The organism is Nonomuraea sp. NPDC050540 (assembly GCF_044457485.1).
GTDB lineage: Bacteria > Actinomycetota > Actinomycetes > Streptosporangiales > Streptosporangiaceae > Nonomuraea.
This window is the reverse complement of sequence record NZ_JBITHA010000009.1, coordinates 200,666-223,322: the sequence shown is the minus strand read 5'-3', so window position 1 is coordinate 223,322 and position 22,657 is coordinate 200,666. Positions and strand designations below refer to the sequence as shown.

The following is a 22,657-nucleotide window of genomic DNA, read 5'->3' as shown; positions in this document are numbered from 1 at the left end:
ATGCGTAGAACGAATGAGGGGCCATGAAAGGTCGCGTGCTGGTCGTCGACGACGACGCCGCTCTCGCCGAGATGCTTGGCATCGTGTTGCGCGGAGAAGGCTTCGAACCATCCTTTGTCTCGGACGGCGACAAGGCCCTCGACGCGTTCCGGGATACACGCCCGGACCTGGTTCTGCTCGACCTGATGCTGCCGGGGGCGGATGGCATCGACGTCGCGCGCAGGATCAGGGCGGAGTCGGGGGTTCCGATCGTGATGCTCACCGCCAAGAGCGACACGATCGACGTCGTACTCGGACTCGAGTCCGGGGCCGACGATTACATCGTCAAGCCGTTCAAGCCGAAGGAGCTCGTGGCTCGGGTACGGGCGCGGCTGCGCCGTACCGACGAGCCGACACCCGAGATCCTGCAGATCGGCGACATCACCATCGACGTGGCGGGCCACTCCGTCAAACGCGGTGAGGAGACCATCAACCTCACGCCGCTGGAGTTCGACCTGCTCGTCGCGCTGGCGCGCAAGCCGCGCCAGGTCTTCACCCGCGAGGTCCTGCTCGAGCAGGTCTGGGGCTACCGGCACGCGGCCGACACCCGTCTGGTCAACGTGCACGTCCAGCGGCTCCGGGCCAAGATCGAGAAGGACCCCGAGCACCCGGAGATCGTGGTGACGGTCCGCGGCGTGGGATACAAGGCAGGCCCGGCCTAGCGCCGGACCACCCCGAGCCATGCCCCCGACGACGAAGAAGGCCGGCCGCCGCCGTACGCTCCGCCAGATCCTCGGCGGCGTCCGGCGGCGGACCAGGCGTGCGGTGGGCACGGTCAGGCGCGTCTGGCGCCGTTCGCTCCAGCTCCAGGTGGTCACCAGCACGCTGGTGATCTCCATGACCGTGGTGGCGGTGCTGGGCGCCTTCCTGTTCCAGGAGATCAACGAAAGCGTCGTCAACGGACGCGCCCGCGCGGCGATGAACGAGGCGCTCAGCGACCGCACCCAGATCCTCGCCGCCCTGGCCCAGAAGCAGCCCGAGGACTCCAAAGCCGGAGAAGCGGGCAAGAAGCAGCCGCCCGACCCGCTCGACCAGGTGCTCAACGCCATCGCCGGCGTCAGCGAGAACGCCCCGCGCCTGCGCTACGACCTGCTCGTCCTCAACCCCCACGAGCCCGGCAGATCCCGCGCCATCGGCAACGTCAACCCCGCCGACATCCCGCTCCAGCTGAGCGAATACCTCGAACGTGACGTCAAGCGCCAGAAGTTCGACCATCCCTACTCCTGGCTGACAACCATCCCGGTCAAGGGCGAGCCCCGTCCCACCCTGGCCACCGGCGTCGTGATCAGCGTCCCCGGCGAGACCGGCGTCCAGAACTACGAGCTCTACCACTTCTTCCCGCTCACGCAGGAAGTCGAGATGCTCACCTCGGTGCGCCAGCTGCTGGTCGTCGTGGGCGTGGGCCTCGTGCTCCTGCTCGCCGCCATCGCCTACCTGGTCGCGCGTCAGGTCGTCACTCCGGTACGGCTGGCCCGCCAGGCCGCCGAGCGCCTGGCCTCGGGAAAGCTCGACGAACGGCTCAAGGTACGCGGCGAGGACGACCTGGCCCGCCTGGCCACCTCCTTCAACGAGATGGCCGCCAACCTGGCGTTGAAGATCCACCAGCTGGAGGAGCTCTCGCAGGTCCAGCGGCAGTTCGTCTCCGACGTCTCGCACGAGCTGCGCACCCCGCTGACCACCGTGCGCATGGCCGCCGACCTGCTCTACGACGCCCGCGAGGACTTCGACCCGATGGCCTCGCGCTCGGCCGAGCTCATGCAGGCCCAGCTCGAACGGTTCGAGTCGATGCTGGCCGACCTGCTGGAGATCAGCCGCTACGACGCCGGAGCGGCCACGCTCGACCTCGACTCCACCGACGTGCGCGACGTGGTCCTGCGCGCCATCGCCGACTCCGAGGCGCTGGCCGAGCGGCACTCCACCCGCTTCGAGCTGCGGCTGCCCAGCGAGCCCTGCATGGCCGAGATCGACAGCCGCCGGGTCGAGCGGATCCTGCGCAACCTGCTGTTCAACGCCATCGAGCACGGCGAGGGCAAGGAGATCGTGGTGTCGGTGGGGGCCGACCGGGACTCGGTGGCGGTAGCCGTACGGGATCATGGGGTTGGTCTGAAGCCCGGCGAGGACAACATGGTCTTCGACCGCTTCTGGCGGGCCGACCCCTCGCGGGCCAGGACCATCGGCGGCACCGGGCTCGGCCTCGCGATCTCGCGTGAGGACGCCACGCTGCACGGCGGCTGGCTGCAGGCGTGGGGGCAGCCGGGGGACGGCTCGCAGTTCCGCCTGACGCTGCCCAGGGCGGCGGGGCTCGACCTGAAGGGCTCGCCGCTGTCGCTGGTGCCGCCCGAGGTGGAGATGCGCCGCACCTGGCGCGGCCACATGACACCGGTGCTCACCCCGGCCACGGGGGATCTCCATGACGAGTAGCAGACGGGCCCTGGCCGCGGTGCTCACGCTCGCGTTCGTGCTGTCGTGCGGCTGCGCGGTCATCCCGGTGGGCAGCCCGACCGCGCCGGAGGAGGCGGTGGGCGGCGACCTGACCAAGCCGTTCGTGCGCCTGATCGTCTCCCCGCCCAAGAACGACTGGACGCCGCGGAAGGTCGTCGAGGGGATGCTCGCCGCCATGGCCGCCTACCCCGACGACCCCACGACGCTCCTGCAGTACATGACGCAGCGGGCGCGCAACGCCTGGCGTCCCGTGGGCCCGATCACCGTGATCGATCCGCCCACGTTCAAGGAGGACAACGGGACGGTCCAGCTCACCGCCAACAAGATCGCGCGCATCGAGGACGACGACCGGTACGTGTCCGACGCGGAGAAGCTGACGCCGACCTTCACGCTCAAGAAGGAGTCCGGCGGCTGGCGCGTCGACGGCGGGCTGGAGAACGGCCTGATGATGCGGGCCGACGACGTCGGCCGGGCCTACCGTCCCACGCTGCTCTACTACCTCAACGGCGCGCAGAAGCCGGACGGGCTGCTGGTCTCCGACGCGGTCCACCTGCGGCTCAAGCCGGGCGAGAACCTCGCGGAGACGATCATCGAACGGCTGCTCAAGGGACCGAGCAGCGCGCTGCGCGGCGCCGTCGGCACCGCGCTGACCGGCAACGTCGGCGTGGACTCCGTCACCGCCACCGACGACAAGGTCGTCATCAGCCTCAGCGGCGCGCCCGCCCTGGCCGACACCGACGCCTTCAAGGCCCAGCTCCGCGCCAGCCTGGAGAAGGTCACCGCGGCGCAGCCCATCGACGTGCTGCACAACGGCGAGCCGTACATCCTGGGCATCCAGCCCAACGACGCCCAGACCTGGTATCCGTCCACGAAGAGCCCCTCCTATTACACGACCGGCGGCGCGGTGCACTTCACCAGCACCGAGGGCGCGGGCAACGCGGTCAACGGCCAGGCGGGAAAGCCGAACGGCTACACCGGCCAGGCCCTCTCCAAGGACGGGGACAAGGTCGCCGCGGTGGGGGCCGACGGCATCTACGTCGCCCCCGTCAATCCGAACGGCCAGTGGGAGCGGGTCATGGAGGGCCGGCTCACCTCGCCCTCCTGGCATCGCGACGGATCGCTGTGGGCGTTCGAGAAGGGCTCGGGCGCCGTGCTGCGCCGCGACCCCGGCGGCGCGCCGACGCGGGTGGCGGCTCCGGAACTCGATGGCAAGGACGTCACCGACCTGCGGATCTCGCGTGACGGGGTACGCGTGGCAGCCGGGGTGGGCGGCAGGGAAGTCCGCGTGGGCGCCATCACCGGCGGCAGCCTAGGGCTGATGCTCGGCAACTTCCAGCAACTGCTGACCGTCCGCCAGGGCGAGACGGTCAAGGACATCGCCTGGCGCGACGGCGAGCACCTGCTCGTCCTGGTCTCGGGCAAGGCCGGGCAGACGCTCATGGAGATCGACGTCGGCGACGGGGAGACGGCCACGCTGACCTCGGACAAACGCCTCGACTCGATCGCCGCGCTGGGACCGCAGATCATGGCGGGAACGCTGGACGAGGCGACCGGCGGCCCCGCCGAGATCCTGGAGTTCAAGGACCAGCAGGGGTGGGTCACCAAGGTCAAGGAGACCTCGCAGGAGCCGATCTTCCCGCTGGGATGAGACCTTTCGGGATCGGAACTGTCGGTGACGCCCGGCAGGCTGTGCGTCATGTTCACCGCTTTGCTGGACGTGCTGGCGCCGCAGGTCTGCCTGGGATGCGGTCTGGCCCATATGGGGCGGGTGTGCGACGGATGCCTGGCCGGGTGGGTCGGCTCGGTGGCGCCGCGGACGCCGGTTCCGGTGCCCGCCGGGCTGCCCCGGTGCTGGTCGGCGGGTGACTACTCGGGGTCGCTCCGGGAGGCGATCCTGGCCTACAAGGAGCGTGGGCAGACCGGGCTGGCGGTGCCGCTGGGGGAGGCGCTGGCGTACACGGCCCTGACGGCGCTGGCGGCGCGGGGCGGGCCTCCCGGGGGCGTCGTGGTGGTGCCGGTGCCGAGCGCGCGGCGGGCCGTACGGGGGCGCGGGCACGATCCGGTGCGCCGGCTGGGAGCCCTGGCCGCTTCGCGGATGCGGGCGGCCGGTGTGCGGGCCGTCCTGGTTCCGGCGCTGGCGCAGGCACGGCGGGTGGCCGACCAGGCGGGCCTGAGCGCCACGGAGCGGGCCGCCAACCTCCGGTCGTCTCTCAGGGTCACCGCTCGGCTGCGAGGCGCTCCAGGGGCCTCTGTGGTCCTTGTGGACGACATCGTGACCACCGGCGCCACGCTGGGCGAGGCCGCGCGGGCGTTGCGGTCGGCGGGGGCGGAGGTGGTGGTGGCCGTGACGATCGCCGCGACACGCCGAAGATCTTGAAACGCTTTACCATCACGCTCGGTGAGAACGGGTGTCAGTGGCCTGTCTCACCTTGGGGCCACATCTACGTTGCCTGGCCGACGTGCTGTGGCAGCTCACCCCTCTGGAGAGGCGCGTCCATAAGGGATACGGCCCCACCAAAAGGGGCATCTCACGGCTCATGTAAGACGAGAGAAAATCACGGAAAGTGATCCTTTGACCGATCCTCCGGCTGACATTCCTTCCCGATGCGGATAGCGTTCTGACATGGCACCCGTTCGGGTCCGTGGTTGCGCAGAGCCGGGGCTCCCGGCTCTGCTAGCCGATGCCAGCCGCAGGCGAAACGGTCCACGTAAGGCGACTCTTTGTCGACTGATCACGGTGCGGCTTAGGGGTAAGTCCTGCCTTCCCGAGGGTCCAGATGTCCCTCGTCAGGAGAGAAGGGCAGTAGTGGCAGCAGAGCTGCGAAACCCTCAGCAGGCGAATGTGGGGTCGAAGACCAGGTCGGCCGGGCGGGTGCCATACACCGAGTTCCCGGTAACGAATCGTCGGAAGAGGGTAACGGTGAGAGAAAGGCAGACAGAAGACCCCGCCCGGCAGGCACGTCGTCGGGTGCTCTTTCTCAGTCGTTAGACGAAGGGGGGCTGTTGCATGGACATCATCGTCAAGGGCCGGCACACAGGAGTGAGCGACCGGTTCCGCGACTTGGTGACGACCAAGCTGGCCAGGATCGAGCGTCTGGACAACAAGCTCATTCGAGTCGATGTGGAGGTGTCGAAAGAGCGCAATCCGCGCATCACCGACCAGCGTGAGCGCGTCGAGCTGACCATTCACTCCCGAGGCCCGGCCATCCGCGCCGAGGCGTCGGCCGACGACCGATTCGCCGCCCTCGACATCGCACTCGACAAACTGGAAGGCCGCCTCAGAAGGCTGGCCGACCGCCGTAAGGTCCACCACGGCAACCACGCCATCCCCTCGGTGGCAGAGCTGACCGCGACCCTCGGCGACGTCGCCGAATCGGCGCCGCGGAAGGCCAAGGTGGTCCCCGAACAGGCAGAACCCGAAGTGGACGACCTGCCTGACGACAAGCAGTACGACGACATCGTCCCCATCGAAATGGACGGCGACGGTCCGCTCATCGTCCGGGAGAAGAATCACAAAGCGGAACCCATGACCATCGACCAGGCCCTCCTCGAGATGGAGCTGGTCGGCCACGACTTCTATCTGTTCCGTGACAAGGAGAGTGGTCAGCCGAGCGTCGTGTACAACCGGCGCGGCTACAACTACGGCGTGTTGAGGCTCGTCGAGCCCTGATCGCCGGTTCAGAAGATCTTCTCGACCACCCTAGGACCGCGGCACCCGTGCCATCATTGGCGGTTCAACGGCTCTGGCCCCCCACGAGGAGGAGACGTGAGCGAGCGAAGCGTTCGCGGTTGCGAACTCCAAGCCCTCCAGCGAGGAGTTCCCATCGGCGAGCCCACGCGAAGCGACGACAACACCGTCGCGCGGCCGATCAGGGAGGCCGTGTGATCGAGCGGATCATCGACAGCGGCGCCGCGCGTGACATCCCGCGCGGCGCCCGTCACGGGCAGATCAGGCCGCACGCGGCGGTCGCGGAGCCGAAGGAGGCTCCGTGACCATGCGGGGCAGGCGAGGGTACTCGGCCGACGACCGGCTGAGGAGGCTCCGTGGCTGACAGCGGCGAGACCCCCACGCCGGAGAGAGACGAGCCGATCCGCGTGATGATCGTGGACGATCACGAGCTGATCAGGCGCAGTCTCGCGCTGGCACTGGCCGCTGAGGCCGACATCGAGGTGGTCGGAGAGGCGAGCGACGGTCAGGAGGCGGTCGAGATGGCCGACCGCCTCATGCCCGACGTGGCGCTCATGGACGTGCGGATGCCGCGCCAGGACGGCATCGAGGCCACGAAGGGCATCAAGGCCTCGGTCCCCAGCACGCGCATCATCATGCTGACCGTGAGCGACGAGGAAGAAGACCTCTTCGAGGCCATCAAGGCGGGAGCCACCGGCTACCTGCTGAAAGACGTCCAGATCAACGACGTCCCCGACGCCGTGCGCGGGGTGCACGAAGGCCAGTCCCTCATCAACCCCGCCATGGCCGCCAAGCTCATCACCGAGTTCGCCAACATGAGCCGCAAGGAGGCCGAACGGCCACCCCAGCTCCCCGTCCCGCGCCTGACCGAGCGCGAGATGGAAGTGCTGCGCCTGGTGGCCAAGGGCATGAACAACCGGGAGATCGCCAAGCAGCTCTTCATCTCGGAGAACACGGTGAAGAACCACGTCCGCAACATCCTGGACAAGCTGCAACTGCACTCGCGGATGGAGGCCGTGGTCTACGCGGTGCGCGAGCGCATGCTGGAAATCACCTGACGATCCCACCCGCTTAGCCGCCTACCAGGGGGATCGCTCCCAACCCGGGACGCGATCCCCGCCCACCTTCCCCTTTTGCCGGTCCTGTGCCCGCCCTTCCGGCCTGCTGAGCCGCCGGGTGCGCCGCCACAACGCGCCGCCCTCCGTGAAGCCCGCTCAGCGGGGCCGGGCTCGGTTTCCCTCTGCGGACCGTGTGGTCGGCGCCCAGGGCTGTCGCCGGCATGCCGAACCGCCAGCCGTGGGTGTCCCGCACCCCGGGGCACCCTCCGTGAAGCCCGGTCGCGTTCCCCGTCTGCGGACCGTGCGTGCCCGTGCCTGGCCCCGGGCTTGGCGGCAATCTCGTTGGCCGCCTGCGAGCTCGGGTGCCTGGTGGCGGGCTGTCGCTTCCGGGGTGGAGCCTGTGTCACCGGCAGTTCCGGCAGGGCATGCCGGCGGCTGGGGTGGTCAGGCGGGGGTGGTTTGGAGGTGGGTGGCCAGGGAGGGGTCGGCGCGCTCTACCCGGACTGTGTCGCAGCCGACCCACGAAGCCGCCTCCCACAGCGCCTCGCGGACCGAGTCGCCCCACTTGGACACCGACAGGCCGGGTTCGAGGCTGATCTGGCGGGCCACGAACGTGGTGCCCTCGCGGCCCGGGTCCACGCGGCCGATGAGTCTGCCTCCGGCCAGGATCGGCATGGTGAAGTAGCCGTGGACGCGCTTGTGCTTGGGGACGTAGAGCTCAAGCGTGTAGTCGAAGCCGAACACGCGTGAGGTGCGCCCCCGGTGCCAGATGAGCGAGTCGAACGGGGAGATCGGCGTGGCGCGGTGGCGGCCGCGCGGGGCGGACTCCAGGGCCACCGGGTCGGCCCAGGCCTTGGCGGACTTGCCCTTCTGGCCCCAGCCCGACACCTCCACCGGCACCAGGCCGGCGGCACCGCCGGCAAGGGATTCCTCCAGGATCGAGCGGTGGTGGTTGCGCACGCGCAGGAAGTCGACGAGGTCCGTGGTGGTGGCCACACCCAGGGAACGGCCGGCCACGCCCGCCAGCCGTACGATGCACTCCTCGTCGGTGAGGTCCTGGCCGAGCAGGTCGGCGGGGACGGAGCGCTCGGCCAGGTCGTAGACGCGGCGCCAGCCCACGCGGCGGGTGCAGACGAGTTCGCCGATGTCGAGCAGCCACTCCAGGCCGATCTTGGAATCGGACCAGTCCCACCAGGCGCCGCCGTTCTTGGCGCCGCCGACGTCGGAGGTGGTGATGGGGCCGCTCTGCCGTACCTGATCGAGGAGCTTCTCCACGCCGTCGGGGACCTGGTGCCAGCGGAAGCGGCGCTCGCGGTACGCCCGGCGGCGGAAGGAGTAGAGGGGCCAGTGCTCGATGGGCAGGATGCAGGCGGCGTGGCACCAGTACTCGAAGCTCTGGGCCGGGGCGTGCCAGTAGGCGCGCTCGACCTTCTGCCTGCCGACCGCGCCCAGGCGGGCGTAGGCCACGAGTTCGTGGGAGCGGGCCAGCACCGAGACGGTGTCGAGCTGCACGGCGCCGAGTCTGCGGAGCACGGCGTGGGGGCCGCCCTTGCGGCCGTCGGAGCCCAGCAGGCCTTGGGCGCGCAGGATGATCCGGCGGGCGTCGTCGGCGGTCAGGAGCATGCCGGGAATGCTAACGGGGGCCACCGACAAAACGGCGGGGCGCCGGCAGGACAGCGGGCGCCGGCCAACGACGGGCACCGGCAGAACGGCGGGTACCGGCAGAACGGCGGGTACCGGCAGAACGGCGGGTACCGGCAAACGGTGGGTACCGGCAAACGGCGGGTACCGGCAAAACGGCGGGCACCGGCATGATCGCCGAGCGCCCGCCGTCGTGGAGGTCCTAGCGGTGGTGCTCCGCTCGCATGCCGACCCGGGGCGCGTCGATGACGACGTCGGACATGATGTCGAACACGAGAGCGAGGATGGCGCCCACGACGACGAGGCCGATGCCGATCCAGATCATCAGCCAGCTCTCGACGGGCATGCCGACTCCGGCGACGATGAAGCCCGCGAGGGCGACCGTCACCGCGAGCCACGACGACGCGCGGCCGGCGTGATTGCCTAGGTTTTGTCCGCCTGACATGGCCTTGTCCTTCCTATGTTCTCCCGCCAGCCAGTCATTGGTGCGAGATCGGTCTACTTCGGCATACGCTCTGCCGAAACACCATTCTCCCAGAAGGGGGATGCGGGTGGCCCGTCGCATTGGCTGTGTCTGGTAGCGAGACCGCCTACGATGGCAACGGGGAAGTTTGTCTCGGCCTCTCCTCCTGGCGGCGCCGCCGGGGTAGACCTGCGAGGAGCTTTACATAAAGTGGCAGCCATTCTCGACAAGATCCTACGTGCCGGCGAAGGCAAGACCCTCCGCAAGCTGAAGCGCATCGCCGATCAGGTCAACTCCATCGAGGACGACTTCAGGAGTATGTCCGACGCGGAGCTGCGCGCGCTCACGGACGAGTATCGACAGCGCTACGCCGACGGCGAGTCCCTTGAAGATCTGCTTCCCGAAGCGTTCGCGACCGTGCGCGAGGCCGCGAGGCGCGTGCTCGGCCAGCGTCACTTCGACGTGCAGATCATGGGTGGAGCCGCGCTCCACATGGGCAACATCGCGGAGATGAAGACCGGTGAGGGCAAGACCCTCACCTGTACGCTCCCGGCGTACCTCAACGCGATCAGCGGCAAGGGCGTTCACGTCATCACCGTGAACGACTACCTGGTGCGTGTCGGCGCCGAGAACATGGGCCGCATCTACCGCTTCCTCGGCCTCGACGTCGGCATGATCCTCTCGGGCCAGCAGCCCGACGAGCGGCGCAAGCAGTACGAGGCGGACATCACCTACGGCACCAACAACGAGTTCGGCTTCGACTACCTGCGCGACAACATGGCGTGGTCGCTGGACGAGTGCGTGCAGCGCGGCCACAACTTCGCCATCGTCGACGAGGTCGACTCCATCCTCATCGACGAGGCCCGTACGCCGCTGATCATCTCCGGCCCCGGCGAGCAGTCCGGCAAGTGGTACGCCGAGTTCGCCAAGATCGTTCCCAGGCTCCGCCGCGGCGTCGAGGCCAAGAACCAGGGCGAGGAGAGCACCGGCGACTACATCGTCGACGAGAAGAAGCGCACCGTCGGCATCCTCGAGGACGGCGTCGCCAAGGTCGAGGACTGGCTCGGCATCGACAACCTGTACAAGCCCGAGCACACCCACCTGGTCGGCTTCCTGAACAACGCCCTGAAGGCCAAGGAGCTGTTCAAGAAGGACAAGGACTACATCGTCGCCGACGGCGAGGTGCTCATCGTCGACGAGTTCACCGGCCGCATCCTGCACGGCCGGCGCTACAACGAGGGCATGCACCAGGCCATCGAGGCCAAGGAGAGCGTGAAGGTCAAGGACGAGAACCAGACGCTCGCCACCGTCACCCTCCAGAACTACTTCCGCCTCTACGAGAAGCTGTCCGGCATGACCGGCACCGCGGTCACCGAGGCCAACGAGTTCCACCAGACCTACAAGCTCGGCGTGGTCCCGATCCCGACCAACCGCCCGATGATCCGCAAGGACCAGGCGGACGTGGTCTACAAGACCGAGGACGCCAAGTTCTCCGCCGTGGTCGAGGACATCGTCGAGCGCAACAACGCCGGCCAGCCGGTCCTCATCGGCACCACCTCGGTGGAGAAGTCCGAGCGGCTGTCGAAGGCGCTCAAGCGCCGCGGCGTCCAGCACGAGGTGCTCAACGCGAAGAACCACGCGCGTGAGGCCACGATCATCGCCGAGGCGGGCCGCAAGGGCGCCGTCACCGTCGCCACCAACATGGCCGGCCGAGGCACCGACATCATGCTCGGCGGCAACTCCGAGTTCCGCGCCGACCTGGAGCTCCGGGCCAAGGGTCTCGACCCGGTCGAGACCGCGGAGGAGTACGAGAAGGCCTGGCCCGAGGTCCTGGAGAAGACCAAGACCGCGGTGCGCGCGGAGCACGACGAGGTCACCGAGCTCGGCGGCCTGTACGTGCTCGGCACCGAGCGCCACGAGTCGCGCCGCATCGACAACCAGCTGCGCGGTCGCGCCGGCCGCCAGGGCGACCCCGGCGAGTCCCGCTTCTACCTCTCGCTCGGCGACGACCTGATGCGCCTGTTCAACTCGGCCAGGGTCGAGATGATCATGACCAGGCTCAACATCCCCGACGACCAGCCGATCGAGTCGGGCATCGTCTCCAAGGCCATCGCCTCCGCCCAGCACCAGGTCGAGCAGCAGAACTTCGAGATCCGCAAGGAAGTTCTGAAGTACGACGAGGTCATGAACCGCCAGCGCAAGGTCATCTACGCCGAGCGCCACCGCGTCCTCGAAGGCGCCGACCTGCACGAGCAGGTGCGCGGCTTCATCGAGGAGGTCGTCGAAGGCTACGTGGCCGGCGCCACCGCGGAGGGCTTCGCGGAGGAGTGGGACCTCGACAAGCTGTGGAAGGCCTTCGGCGAGCTCTACCCGGTCTCGCTCAAGCTGGAGGACTTCATCGAGGAGGCCGGCGGCCGCGAGGAGGTCACCGCCGAGCTGATCAGCACGAAGGTCAAGGAGGACGCGCTCAACGCCTACGTCCGGCGCGAGGAGGAACTCGGCGCCGAGGCGACCCGCGAGTTCGAGCGCCGCGTCATCCTGTCGGTCCTCGACCGCAAGTGGCGCGAGCACCTCTACGAGATGGACTACCTGCGCGAGGGCATCGGCATGCGGGCCTACGCGCAGAAGGACCCGCAGATCGAGTACCAGCGCGAGGGCTTCGAGATGTTCTCCGGGATGCTGGAGGGCATCAAGGAGGACTCGGTCGGCTTCCTCTTCAACATCGAGGTCGAGGTTCAGGAGAACCCGATCGTCGAGGAGGAGGACGAGATGATGGCGGAGACCCGCTCGATCATCGCGCGCGGCCTGCGCGGCCCCGAGCGTCCCGCCGAGCTGGAGTACTCCGCGCCCGGTGAGCAGGGCGAGGTCGAGCACACCAGGGTCCGCACGACCGCCGCCGAGCGCGCCGCCTACGGCAACGTCGAGCGCAACGCGCCGTGCCCGTGCGGCTCGGGCAAGAAGTTCAAGCGCTGCCACGGCGACCCCAAGAACGCCGCCTAGCGCACCGCGAAAGGCCCCCGCTCCCCACTTCGGGCGCGGGGGCCTTTCCGTCCTTTCCCGCTCTTTCCCGCCGGTACGGCGAAGCGTCAGGCGGTCTCGAAGTCGGTGCACACCCACTGCACTCCCCGGCGCTCCAGGCGCACGGCCAGCACGCGGCTGCGGTCGCCGCCGTGTACCAGCAGGCACATCTCGATCGCCCCGTCGCGTGGCTCGTTGACGTGCGGCACCCCGACGAACGGCGGCCGCTCGGTGTCGATCATGCGCCCGGCCTGGAGCAGTTCGTGGTAGGCCCGCTCGGTGAACCGGTCGGCGAGGTTCTCGGCCGGTCGCCGCCCGGCCAGCACCTCGGCCAGCGCCTGCCCGAACAGCCGCAGCCGGCGCTCGTCCGGCAAGGCTCCGGCCGGGCCCCAGATGAACGGCTTGAGTGCCAGCGCGCCGTCGACGCGGGGCCGGTCGCCGTCGTAGGGCGGCTCGGGCAGCGGGAGGATTCCGATTTCTGGGGACACGGCGCTCCTTCAGGGGGGTTGGATCGGCGTCGTAAGAAGGAGTTTTCGGCCACGCCATCAGATACCCCGGCCGCCGACTTTCTCGCCGGGACCGCCGATATGCGGAGAATGGCGAAGAAGATCAGCTCAGGTTGGGGCCCCAGGATGGGCGGGCATGATCGCGTTAAGGACCGGCCGCACGGGCTTGCGACCGGCGCGAAATCCTTTCGGACGCAGTGAAACCGGCGGTCAGGGTGTGGCGGAATCCGCCGGACCGGCACCACTGGGCGTGTCTTCTGGCTCGCGTCCGGGTGTGGGGATGTTCAGGCGCCGGATCAGGAACGAGAACAACACGTAATAGAGCGCGAAATACGCCAGTCCGATCAGGATGATCAGTCCGAGACCCCACGTGTTGGACTTGCTGGCGTTCAGGAGCATGTCGAACAGTCCGGCGGAGAAGTTGAAGCCGAGGCGCGTCTCCAGCGCCGCCATGAGCGCCATCGCCGCACCGGTGAGCAGGGCGTGGGCGACGAACAGCAGCGGCGCCACGAAGATGAACGCGAACTCGACCGGCTCGGTGATCCCCGTCACGAACGCGGTCAGCGCGCCGCCGACCATGATGCTGCCCACCGCGGCCCGCCTGTGCTTGGGCGCCGCGCGCCAGATGGCCAGCGCCGCGCCGGGGACGCCGAACATCAGCACCGGGAAGAAGCCGGTCATGAAGATGCCCGCGCCCTGCTGGCCGATGGCGTAGCACTTGAGGTCGCCGGCCGCGTGGACGCCGTTGACCGTGCACTCCGGGATGACGGTCCAGACGATCGAGTTGACGAAGTGGTGCAGGCCGAGGGGGATCAGGAAGCGGTTGGCCACGCCGTACACGCCGGCTCCGAGGGCGGAGTTCGTGGCCAGCCAGTCGCCGAAGCTGGTGAGGGCCTGGCCGATGGGCGGCCAGATGAGGCCGATGAGGACGCCGAGCAGCAGTGCGACCACCGCGGTGACGATGGGGACGAACCGCCGCCCGCCGAAGAAGGCCAGCCAGGTGGGGAGCTTGATGCGGTAGTAGCGCTGCCAGAGGGTGGCGGCCACGAGGCCGATGAGGATGCCGCCGAGCACGCCGGTGGGCTGCGCGGAGGCCGCCTGGTTGATGACCCTCGTCCCGTCCACCAGCGTCTGCGTCACTTTGTCGTGTACGGCCGGCGCACTCGACTCGAAGAACATCCGCCGCGTCACCTGGTCGAACACCAGATACCCCACCAAAGCGGCCAGAGCCGTAGATCCGTCCGCCTTCTTCGCGAACCCGATCGCCACCCCCAGCGCGAACAGCAGCGGCAGGTTGTCGAACAGCGCCCCGCCCGCGGCCGCGAAGATCGCCGCGACCCGGTCGAGGAAGGCGTTGTCGGTACGGCCCAGCAGATCGTCCTGACCGAACCGGAGCAGCAGCCCGGCGGCGGGCAGGACGGCGATGGGCAGCATGAGGGAACGGCCGATGCGCTGCAGGACGGCGAAGGCGGACGACCAGAAGGACGTGCCGGCTTCGGCGCTCGTGGTGCTCATGGTTCCCCCCGGGAAGATCAGCCGGGGGATGCAGGATTCCTACCACGCGCACGCACGGCAAAAACAACCACCACGCGCCTTGGCACGCGGGTCACCCGCAAGCCACACCCACGCTCCAGCCCCGCCACAGACACCACGACACGGACGGCCCACGCTGCCGCGCTTCGGCGCTCCGGCAGCCAGGGCCGCCATGCCCGCCCCCTCCGAGGTCGCGGGGTGCGCCATGCTCCGGGTGGGCAGCGGCCGCGTGGGTCACACCGAGTGGGGCCATGGCCGGGTGGGAGCGCTCCGAGGGGTTGCCCGCTGGTGGGGGCTCCTCCGGGTGGGGCGTGGCACCCCGCTGGGCGTGGGGGAGGTGGTGTCCGTCTGTGGGACCCGTGGGGAGGAGGGGGCGTCAGGGGTCTCGGCTTTGGGTGGGGGTGGCTCCGGTTTCGCCGGAGTCGAGGTCGAGCTCTGGTTCGCGGCCCGGTGTCATGAAGTTGAAGCGCCGGATCAGGAACGTGAACACGACGTAGTACACGATTCCGTACACCACACCCAGCACAAGGATGCCGACGATGTTCTGGGTGTTGGACTTGCCGATGTTGAGCAGCATGTCCAGCAGACCGGCCGAGAAGCCGAACCCCAGCTGGCCCCCGATCAGCGCGGTCAGCGCCATCGCGAGCCCGGTCAGCACCGCGTGCACGACCAGCAGGACGGGCGCCACGAAGATGAAGGCGAACTCGATCGGCTCGGTGACGCCGGTGACGAACGACGCCAGCGCGGCCGAGAGCATGATGCCGCCGACCGTGGCGCGCCGGTGTTTGGGGGCCGCGCGCCACATGGCCAGCGCCGCGGCGGGCAGCGCGAACATCATCACCGGGAAGAATCCGGCCATGAACTCCCCGGCGTTGGGGTCGCCGCCGAAGTAGCAGTTCCAGTCGCCGCTGAGGACCCGGCCGCCGACCTCGCATTGCGGCACGACGTACCAGACGATGGAGTTGACGAAGTGGTGCAGGCCGAGCGGGATGAGCAGCCGGTTGATCAGGCCGTAGATGCCCGCGCCGAGCGGGCCGAGGTTGGCCAGGCCCTCTCCGGCGTGTGAGATCCATTCGCCGAGCAACGGCCACGCCCAGCCGACGATGACGCCGAGCAGGAGGGCGACGATGGAGGTGATGATCGGTACGAACCGGCGCCCGCCGAAGAAGGCCAGCCAGGAGGGCAGTTTGATGCGGTAGAAGCGTTGCCAGAGCATGGCCGCGACCAGGCCCATCATGATGCCGCCGAGGACCTTGGTGGGGTTCTGCAGGCCGTAGTCGATGATCTCTTTGACGCCCTCGGGTGTGGATTCCCTGATGAGCACGGTGTCGCGGATGCCCGAGCCGAAGAACATGACCTTGGTGACGCGGTCGAAGACCAGGTAGCCGACGACGGCGGCGAGCGCGGTGGTGCCGTCGGCCTTGCGGGCGAAGCCGATGGCGACGCCGACGGCGAAGATCAGGGGAAGGTTCTCGAACAGGGCCGATCCGGCGGCGTCGATGACCGCGGCGACGCTGCTCATCCAGGCGAACCCCGCGACGTCGGCCAGGCCGCCGGGCTTGGGGCCGTTGGAGCCGAGCATGTCGGGCTGGCCGAAGCGCATTAAGAGCCCGGCCGCGGGCAGCGCGGCGATGGGCAGCATGAGGGAGCGGCCTAACCGCTGCAGCACATTCATGACGCGGGAGAGCGGCGACGGAGCGGCCGCTGTGGTCTCGTTCACTGCGGGAGTCCTCAGCGTCGAGCGGGCATTTCCAGGATGGTGCGCAGCTGGTAGCGGTCGGCCCGGTAGGTGGACACGCCCAGCTCGGCGCAGACGCCGCCGGAGAAGGACCGGCGCTGGAGCAGGAGTACGGCTCCGCCGCGCGGCAGCTTCAGCAGGTCGGCGTCGCTGGGGTCGGCGATGCCGCCGTCTATGGTGAGCTCGCCGGCGTCCATGACGAGGCCGTAGCGGCTCTCCAGCAGCTCATACAGGGATCTGTCGGAAAGGTCGTGGTCGGCAAGGTTGGGGGCCAGTTTCACCGGGATGTGCGCGCGCTCGATGGACAGGGGCTCCCCGTCCGCGGTACGCAGCCGCTCGATGAAGTGGACCTCTTCGCCGGGCTGGATGCCCAGTTCCTTGGCCAGGTGCGCGCTGGCGCGCACGACGCGGCGGTCCAGGTCGCGCGAGCCGGGCTCCATGCCGCGGGCGCGCATGTCGTCGGTGAACGAGGTGAGCTGGAGCGCCAGCTCGATCTTCGGGCGGGCGACGAAGGTGCCTTTTCCCGGCACCCGGTGCAGCCGTCCCTCGGACACCAGGTGATCGACGGCCTGCCGTACCGTCATCCTGGACAGGCCGAAACGCTGGCAGAGCTCGCGCTCGGACGGGATCGCCGCGCCGATGCTGAGCTCGTTGCTGTCGATGAGGTCCAGCAGGATCTCGCGCAGCTGGAAGTACTTGGGCACCGGGCTGTCCGGATCGATGTGCGCCACGGATCCTCCCCTCGATCTGACCTGGTCGATGAGCTATGGTTCGTACTGGTCTAGTCCGGACTAGACCACATGCCGGAATTATCAGTCAAGCCGATGAGGACAAGATGACCACGAAGATGCGCAGCGAGATCGCCGAGCAGCCCGCGGCGCTGCGGGCCACCCTGGACTCCTTGCTCCCCAGAGTCGATGAGGTCAGGGCGCTGGGCGAGCAGACACGTCAGCTGCTCTTCATCGCGCGCGGCACCTCGGACAATGCCGCAGTCTACGGGCGCTACCTGGTGGAATCACATGCGGGTCGTCTCTCCGCGCTCGCCGCCCCGTCCATCGCGACCACCTACAAGCGCAAGCTCGACCTCGACGGCGTGCTGGCCGTGGCCATCTCGCAGTCGGGCCGCACCGAGGAGATCGTCGAGACCCTGGCCTGGGCCAAGGACTGCGGCGCGAAGACCGTGGGCGTCACGAACGGCGGTCCGGACAGCCCGCTCGCCCAGGTCGCCGACCTGGCGCTGGTCACGCTGGCCGGCGAGGAGAAGGCCGTGCCCGCCACCAAGACGTACACCACGCAGCTGGCCGCGCTGGCCGTTCTCGCGCTGGGGCTGGGCGCCGACGTGGACGCCGACGACCTGCAGAAGGTCCCGGACGCGGTGGAGAAGCTGATCACCGACCCGGGCGACCTCGACGCGGTGGTCGAGGGCCTGGCCGACAAGCCGGGCGTGGTCGTCTCCGGCCGCGGCCTGGCGTTCTCGACCGCGCTGGAGACCGCGCTCAAGCTCAAGGAGGCCTGCTACCTGCACGCCATGGGCCTGTCCTACGCCGACCTCCTGCACGGCCCCATCGCCGTGGTCGACGCCGACACCCCCGCGCTGCTTGTCGCCGCGGAGAACAGCCCCACGCTCTCCGGCACCGTCGCGCTCGCCGAGCGCGTCGTGGCGGCGGGCGCGTCCGCCTTCACCATCGGCGGGGGTACGGCTCTCGCCGGCGCGGGCACCGCCGCCCTGAACGGCCCGGACCTGCCCGAGTGGGTCGCCCCGATGGGCCTGATCGTGCCCGGTCAGTTGCTCACCGAGTCGCTGGCCCGCAGGCTCGGCATCGACCCCGACGCGCCGCGCGGACTCAACAAGGTGACCCAGACCGACTGATCACGGAGCGTCGTTTAGCCTGGTCGGAGAGTATTCAGGAGGAGGACCGGATGGCGACGGACGTAAACGCGATCATCGCGGGACTCGGCGGCGCCGAGAACATCATCGAGATCGAACCCTGCATCACACGCCTGCGCACCGAGGTGCACGACGCCTCCAAGGTGGATCAGGCCGCGCTCAAGGCGGCCGGAGCCCACGGGGTGATGGCGGCGGGGAACGTGGTCCAGGTGGTCGTGGGGCCGGAGGCCGACACGATCGCCAGCGACATCGAGGACATCATCGGCTAGAGGGCGAGACCATGACGACTGTTCTCGCCCCGGTCGAGGGGGCAGCAGTGGGGTTGGCGGCCGTGCCCGATCCGGTCTTCTCCGCGGGCATGGTGGGGCCGGGCACGGCCATCGACCCCTTGCGGGGACCGGGCAAGGCAGTTGCCCCGATACCCGGAAAAATCATGAAATTGCATCCGCATGCCTACGTCATCGTGGGGGACGACGGCAGAGGCGTGCTGGTGCACCTGGGGATCGACACCGTCCAGCTCAAGGGGGAGGGGTTCCAGCTACTGGCGGCCGAGGGGGACCGGGTCAGCGCCGGTCAGCCGGTCGTCGCCTGGGACCCCGCGGCCATCGAGGCGGGCGGCCGCTCGCCGGTCTGCCCGGTGGTCGCACTGGACGCGGCGGCCGAGTCGGTGACCGGCGTCGCGGAGGGGGAGGTTCATGTGGGGGACGAGTTGTTCCGGTGGGAATAGACACAGCTCTTTTCGACCTTGACGGGACGCTGATCAATACCGAAGCCCGGAGCATGGCCATGTGGCAACTCCTGCTCGACAAGCACGACGTCAAGCAGGACGTGCGTGTCTTCATGGGCCGCAGGGGCCGCGACGTGATCCCCGAGGTGTTCCCCGGCCACGACGTCGAGGAGCTGATCCGCGAGGTCTACGGCTACAACGACCACCCGGAACTGCCCGAGATCGTGCCGGTGCCCGGCGCGGCCGAGCTGGTCCGCAAGGTCGCCGCGTACGGCTCGCCCATCGGCCTGGTCACCTCGGCCGGTCGCGCCTGGGCCGAGACGCGCCTGGAGCAGGTGGGCGTACGGAAGCTGATCAGGGAGATCGTCGCGGCCGAGGACGTGGCCGTCGGCAAGCCGGACCCGGCGGGCTTCCTGCTCGGGGCCGAGCGGCTGGGCGCCGATCCGGCCGACTGCGTGGTGTTCGAGGACTCGCTGGCCGGCATCGCCGCGGCCAAGGCGGCCGGGATGCGCTGCGTCGGCGTCGCCACCTCGCACGCCGGCGACGAACTGGCCCAGGCCGACCTCGTGGTGGCCGATCTCACAGCGGTCGACTGGCCGCCGTTCACCTAAGGTTCAAACTGGTCTGGACCGCCATCATCAAGGAGGAAAGTCTCATGGCAGAGCGCAAGGCCGTCATCGCCGCCGAAGTGGGCCTGCACGCCCGTCCGGCGGCGACGTTCGTGCAGACGGCGACCAAGGCCCCGATCGACGTCACGGTCGGCAAGGCCGACGGTCCCCAGGTCAACGCCAAGAGCATCCTGTCGGTCATGGGGCTGGACGTCCGCCAGGGCGAGACCATCGTGATCACGGCCGACGGCGAGGGCGCCGAGGACGTCTTGGACGAGCTGGTCAAGATCGCTGAGACGCCGTGAAGGGCACGGGGGTCAGCCAGGGGATCGGTCATGGTCCCGCCTACGTCCTGACGGCCTCGGTGCCCGAACCCCCCGCGGGCCAGACCTTCACCGGCGAGGCCGTCCAGGAGAAGGAGCGCGCGCTGGCCGCGCTCAAGCAGGTCGCCGGGGCCCTGGAGGCCCGCGGCGACAAGGCCGGCGGCGAGGCCAGGGAGATCCTGCAGGCGCAGGCCCTGATGGCCGAGGACCCCGGCCTGATCGTGGGCGTCAAGTCGCTCATCGACGGCGGCCTGGCCGCTCCCAGAGCCGTGTACGAGTCGTTCGGCAGGTACCGCGACCTGCTGGCCAAGGCCGGCGGCTACCTCGGTGAGCGGGTCGCCGACCTCGACGACATCCGTGACCGGGTGATCGCCCAGCTGACCGGGCAGCCGCTGCCCGGGCTGCCGGTCGAGACGGCGGAGCCGTACGTGCTGATCGCCCGTGACCTCGCGCCGGCCGACACCGCGCTGCTGTCCAGGGACGTGGTGGCCGCGTTCGTCACCGAGGAGGGCGGGCCGACCAGCCATACCGCGATCCTGGCCAAGGCGATGGGGGTGCCCGCCGTCGTGGCCTGCGCGGGCGCGACGACGATCAGGCCCGGCGCCCGGGTGCTGGTCGACGGGTCCACCGGCGAGGTACGGCTGGAGCCGTCCGACGACGACGTGGCCACCGCGGTCGGGGCGCAGGAGAGCAGGCGGGCCGCGATCGCCGCGGTCCGCGGCCCCGGGCGGACCAAGGACGGGCACCGGGTGCCGCTGCTGGCCAACATCGGTGGTCCGGGAGACCTTGACCCCGCGCTGGCCAACGGCGCCGAGGGCGTGGGCCTGTACCGGACGGAGTTCCTGTTCCTGGACCGCGCGCAGGCGCCCTCGATCGAGGAGCAGGAAGCCGCGTACCGGGCGGTCCTGGAGGCCTTTCCCGGCGGCAAGGTCGTGGTGCGCACGCTGGACGCCGGGGCGGACAAGCCGCTGGCCTTCCTGAAGCCGTCCGCTCCGGAGCCGAACCCGGCGCTGGGGGAGCGGGGCCTGCGGATGTTCCGCCTCCATCCGGAGGTGATGGCCGTGCAGCTGGCCGCTCTGGCCGCCGCGGCGGCAGGCACCGACGCCGAACTGCACGTCATGGCGCCGATGGTGGCCACGGCCGAGGAGGCCAGGTGGTTCGCGGGAGCGTGCCGGGCCGCCGGGCTGCCGAGCGCGGGCGTGATGATCGAGGTGCCGGCGGCGGCGCTGCGCGCGCACGGACTCGCCCAGGAGGCCGACTTCTTCTCGATCGGGACCAACGACCTGTCGCAGTACACCTTCGCCGCCGACCGGCAGGTGGGCGCGCTGGCCGGGCTGCAGGACCCGTGGCAGCCGGCGCTGCTCGACCTCGTCGCCGCCACGGCCACCGCCGCCTCGGACAACGGGCGGCAGTGCGGGGTGTGCGGGGAGTCGGCGGCCGATCCGGTGCTCGCCTGCGTGCTGGCCGGGCTCGGGGTGAGCACGTTGTCGATGAGCGCCACCGCGCTGCCGGCCGTACGGGCGGCGCTGGCGGTGAGCACGCTGGACGAGTGCGGGCGCGCGGCGCACGCGGCGCGGGGGCAGGCGACGGCGCGGCACGCGCGCGCGGCGGCCCGCTCCAACCTGCCCGGACTCGCGGAGCTCGGACTTTAGCCTCCTGCGGCTCTTGCACGGCCTTGCCCGGATAACGTGTTGGACATGGTTGGACGCATCGGCACCGCAGGCATGCTCGTTCTCGCTCTGGCCGCGTGCGCGGGCGGAGGGGGCCCGGCGGCGCCGAGCTCGGCGGCGGCCGCCGCCCAGCCGAGCCCGGCCGCCTCCGCGCCGACGTCGCCGAAGCCCAGGACGGGCGAGGTCGAGCGGCTGGTGAAGGCGATGAGCCGGGAGGAGAAGGTCGGGCAGCTGTTCATGCCCGTCGTGTACGGCACCGCCGCCGACAGCGTCTCCGGCGAGAACCAGGCCAGGTTCGGCGCCCAGACGCCCGCGAAGGTCGTCGCCAAGTACCACCTCGGCGGCGTGATCCTCTTCCCGGCCAACGTCAGGAGCACCGCGCAGGTCGTCAGGCTCGCCAACGGCCTGCAGGCGGCCGCGAAGCGGGTCCCGCTGCTCATCGGTACCGACCAGGAGAACGGCCTGGTCTCGCGGATGTCGGCGCTGATGACCGATCTGCCCAGCGCCGACCGGATCGGCGCCACCGGGGACACGGAGTTCTCGCGGGCGGTCGCCAGGGCCACCGGCGACGAGCTGAAGGCGCTCGGGGTCAACCTCGACTTCGCCCCGGTCGCCGACGTGAACCTCAACCCGCGCAACCCGGTGATCGGCCGGCGGGCCTTCGGCGACGACCCGGCCAAGGTGGCCAAGATGGTGGGCGCGGCGGTCAAGGGCTTCGGGGAGGCCGGGGTCGCCAGCACCGCCAAGCACTTCCCCGGCCACGGCGACACCGCGACCGACAGCCACACCGGGCTTCCGGTGATCAAGCACACCCGGGCGCAGTGGGAGAAGCTGGACGCGCCGCCGTTCCAGGCCGCGATCGACGCCGGCGTGGACGCGATCATGAGCGCGCACATCGTGATGCCGAAGCTGGACGACTCCGGCGATCCGGCCACGCTGTCCAAGCCCATCCTGACCGGGCTGCTGCGCGACAGGCTCGGCTTCAAGGGCGTGATCTCCACCGACGCCCTGAACATGGGCGGGGTGCGCAAGAAGTACGGCGACGGTGAGGTGGCGGTACGCGCCGTGCTGGCCGGGGCCGATCTGCTGCTCATGCCCGCCGACTTCCCGAAGGCGTACAACGCGGTGCTGGGGGCGGTGAAGTCGGGCCGGATCTCCGAGGCGCGGCTGGACGCCTCGGTGACCCGGCTGCTCACGTTGAGGAAGAACCGCGGCTTCCTGACCGAGGCGCCGAAGGCCTCGGCCGAACAGGCCGCGAAGGTACTGCGCTCGGCCAAGCACAGGAAGCTGGCCGCCCGCGCAGCCGGTTAGCGCT

At 69.7% G+C, this 22,657-nt stretch carries 20 protein-coding genes; 14 read left to right on the top strand and 6 right to left on the bottom strand.

The window, feature by feature from the left end; genetic code table 11:
• Positions 1–23 precede the first annotated feature (23 nt).
• From mtrA to ACIBI5_RS30035, 6 genes are all read left to right on the top strand, one after another.
• Positions 24–701 (top strand): MtrAB system response regulator MtrA, encoded by a 678-nt coding sequence (gene mtrA / locus ACIBI5_RS30060; protein ID WP_043620615.1) that lies wholly within the window; start codon positions 24–26, stop codon positions 699–701.
• Positions 702–720: 19 nt separating this feature from the next.
• The gene (gene mtrB, locus ACIBI5_RS30055) at positions 721–2,460 is read left to right on the top strand and encodes an MtrAB system histidine kinase MtrB (protein WP_379609863.1); all 1,740 of its coding nucleotides are present in this window, start codon (positions 721–723) and stop codon (positions 2,458–2,460) included.
• Positions 2,450–4,129 carry an LpqB family beta-propeller domain-containing protein gene (locus ACIBI5_RS30050; RefSeq protein ID WP_397252092.1) on the top strand — a complete coding sequence of 560 codons (1,680 nt, stop codon included), beginning with the start codon at positions 2,450–2,452 and terminating at the stop codon, positions 4,127–4,129. Before mtrB ends, ACIBI5_RS30050 begins: the two co-directional genes overlap by 11 nt.
• A 48-nt stretch (positions 4,130–4,177) precedes the next feature.
• Positions 4,178–4,858 (top strand): ComF family protein, encoded by a 681-nt coding sequence (locus tag ACIBI5_RS30045; RefSeq protein ID WP_397252091.1) that lies wholly within the window; start codon positions 4,178–4,180, stop codon positions 4,856–4,858.
• A 630-nt stretch (positions 4,859–5,488) separates the two neighbouring features.
• A complete protein-coding gene (gene hpf, locus ACIBI5_RS30040) occupies positions 5,489–6,151 on the top strand; it encodes a ribosome hibernation-promoting factor, HPF/YfiA family (protein ID WP_379609860.1) in 663 nt (220 codons plus the stop codon).
• Between the two features lie 428 nt (positions 6,152–6,579).
• Positions 6,580–7,227 (top strand): response regulator, encoded by a 648-nt coding sequence (locus tag ACIBI5_RS30035; protein ID WP_221339980.1) that lies wholly within the window; start codon positions 6,580–6,582, stop codon positions 7,225–7,227.
• Positions 7,228–7,671: 444 nt separating this feature from the next.
• Here ACIBI5_RS30035 and ACIBI5_RS30030 read toward each other — a convergent pair whose 3' ends face one another.
• Together ACIBI5_RS30030 and ACIBI5_RS30025 are read right to left on the bottom strand one after the other, a co-directional pair.
• Entirely contained in the window at positions 7,672–8,850 is a 1,179-nt protein-coding gene (locus ACIBI5_RS30030; protein WP_397252090.1) for a winged helix-turn-helix domain-containing protein, read from the bottom strand.
• A gap of 220 nt (positions 8,851–9,070) precedes the next feature.
• Positions 9,071–9,313 carry an HGxxPAAW family protein gene (locus tag ACIBI5_RS30025; RefSeq protein WP_184957727.1) on the bottom strand — a complete coding sequence of 81 codons (243 nt, stop codon included), beginning with the start codon at positions 9,311–9,313 and terminating at the stop codon, positions 9,071–9,073.
• 228 nt (positions 9,314–9,541) lie between these two features.
• Here ACIBI5_RS30025 and secA point away from each other — a divergent pair, with 228 nt between their 5' ends.
• Positions 9,542–12,331, top strand: coding sequence for a preprotein translocase subunit SecA (gene secA, locus ACIBI5_RS30020; protein ID WP_397252089.1), 2,790 nt, complete (start codon positions 9,542–9,544; stop codon positions 12,329–12,331).
• Positions 12,332–12,417: 86 nt separating this feature from the next.
• On the opposite strand, the gene ACIBI5_RS30015 is transcribed toward secA, so the two are convergent.
• From ACIBI5_RS30015 to ACIBI5_RS30000, 4 genes are all read right to left on the bottom strand, one after another.
• Positions 12,418–12,837, bottom strand: a complete 420-nt coding sequence (locus ACIBI5_RS30015; protein ID WP_397252088.1) for an Rv3235 family protein — start codon at positions 12,835–12,837, stop codon at positions 12,418–12,420.
• Positions 12,838–13,065: 228 nt separating this feature from the next.
• Positions 13,066–14,370, bottom strand: coding sequence for a PTS transporter subunit EIIC (locus tag ACIBI5_RS30010; RefSeq protein ID WP_397252087.1), 1,305 nt, complete (start codon positions 14,368–14,370; stop codon positions 13,066–13,068).
• 394 nt (positions 14,371–14,764) lie between these two features.
• On the bottom strand, positions 14,765–16,108 hold the full coding sequence (locus ACIBI5_RS30005) for a PTS transporter subunit EIIC (protein WP_397252086.1): 1,344 nt from the start codon (positions 16,106–16,108) through the stop codon (positions 14,765–14,767).
• An 11-nt stretch (positions 16,109–16,119) separates the two neighbouring features.
• Positions 16,120–16,857: a GntR family transcriptional regulator gene (locus ACIBI5_RS30000; RefSeq protein ID WP_184957724.1), complete on the bottom strand. Its 738-nt coding sequence runs from the start codon at positions 16,855–16,857 to the stop codon at positions 16,120–16,122.
• A 104-nt stretch (positions 16,858–16,961) separates the two neighbouring features.
• Here ACIBI5_RS30000 and ACIBI5_RS29995 point away from each other — a divergent pair, with 104 nt between their 5' ends.
• The 7 genes from ACIBI5_RS29995 to ACIBI5_RS29965 are packed head-to-tail and all read left to right on the top strand — an operon-like array spanning position 16,962 to position 22,653.
• On the top strand, positions 16,962–17,996 hold the full coding sequence (locus tag ACIBI5_RS29995) for an SIS domain-containing protein (RefSeq protein ID WP_379609852.1): 1,035 nt from the start codon (positions 16,962–16,964) through the stop codon (positions 17,994–17,996).
• A 50-nt stretch (positions 17,997–18,046) separates the two neighbouring features.
• Positions 18,047–18,283, top strand: coding sequence for a glucose PTS transporter subunit EIIB (locus tag ACIBI5_RS29990; RefSeq protein WP_184957722.1), 237 nt, complete (start codon positions 18,047–18,049; stop codon positions 18,281–18,283).
• Positions 18,284–18,294: 11 nt separating this feature from the next.
• Entirely contained in the window at positions 18,295–18,741 is a 447-nt protein-coding gene (locus ACIBI5_RS29985) for a PTS glucose transporter subunit IIA (protein WP_184957721.1), read from the top strand.
• Positions 18,732–19,352, top strand: coding sequence for an HAD family hydrolase (locus ACIBI5_RS29980; protein ID WP_397252085.1), 621 nt, complete (start codon positions 18,732–18,734; stop codon positions 19,350–19,352). Before ACIBI5_RS29985 ends, ACIBI5_RS29980 begins: the two co-directional genes overlap by 10 nt.
• A 44-nt stretch (positions 19,353–19,396) precedes the next feature.
• On the top strand, positions 19,397–19,654 hold the full coding sequence (locus ACIBI5_RS29975) for an HPr family phosphocarrier protein (RefSeq protein WP_397093921.1): 258 nt from the start codon (positions 19,397–19,399) through the stop codon (positions 19,652–19,654).
• Positions 19,651–21,324 carry a phosphoenolpyruvate--protein phosphotransferase gene (gene ptsP, locus ACIBI5_RS29970; protein ID WP_397252084.1) on the top strand — a complete coding sequence of 558 codons (1,674 nt, stop codon included), beginning with the start codon at positions 19,651–19,653 and terminating at the stop codon, positions 21,322–21,324. Before ACIBI5_RS29975 ends, ptsP begins: the two co-directional genes overlap by 4 nt.
• Positions 21,325–21,369: 45 nt before the next feature.
• Positions 21,370–22,653: a glycoside hydrolase family 3 protein gene (locus ACIBI5_RS29965; RefSeq protein ID WP_397252083.1), complete on the top strand. Its 1,284-nt coding sequence runs from the start codon at positions 21,370–21,372 to the stop codon at positions 22,651–22,653.
• Positions 22,654–22,657 lie beyond the last annotated feature (4 nt).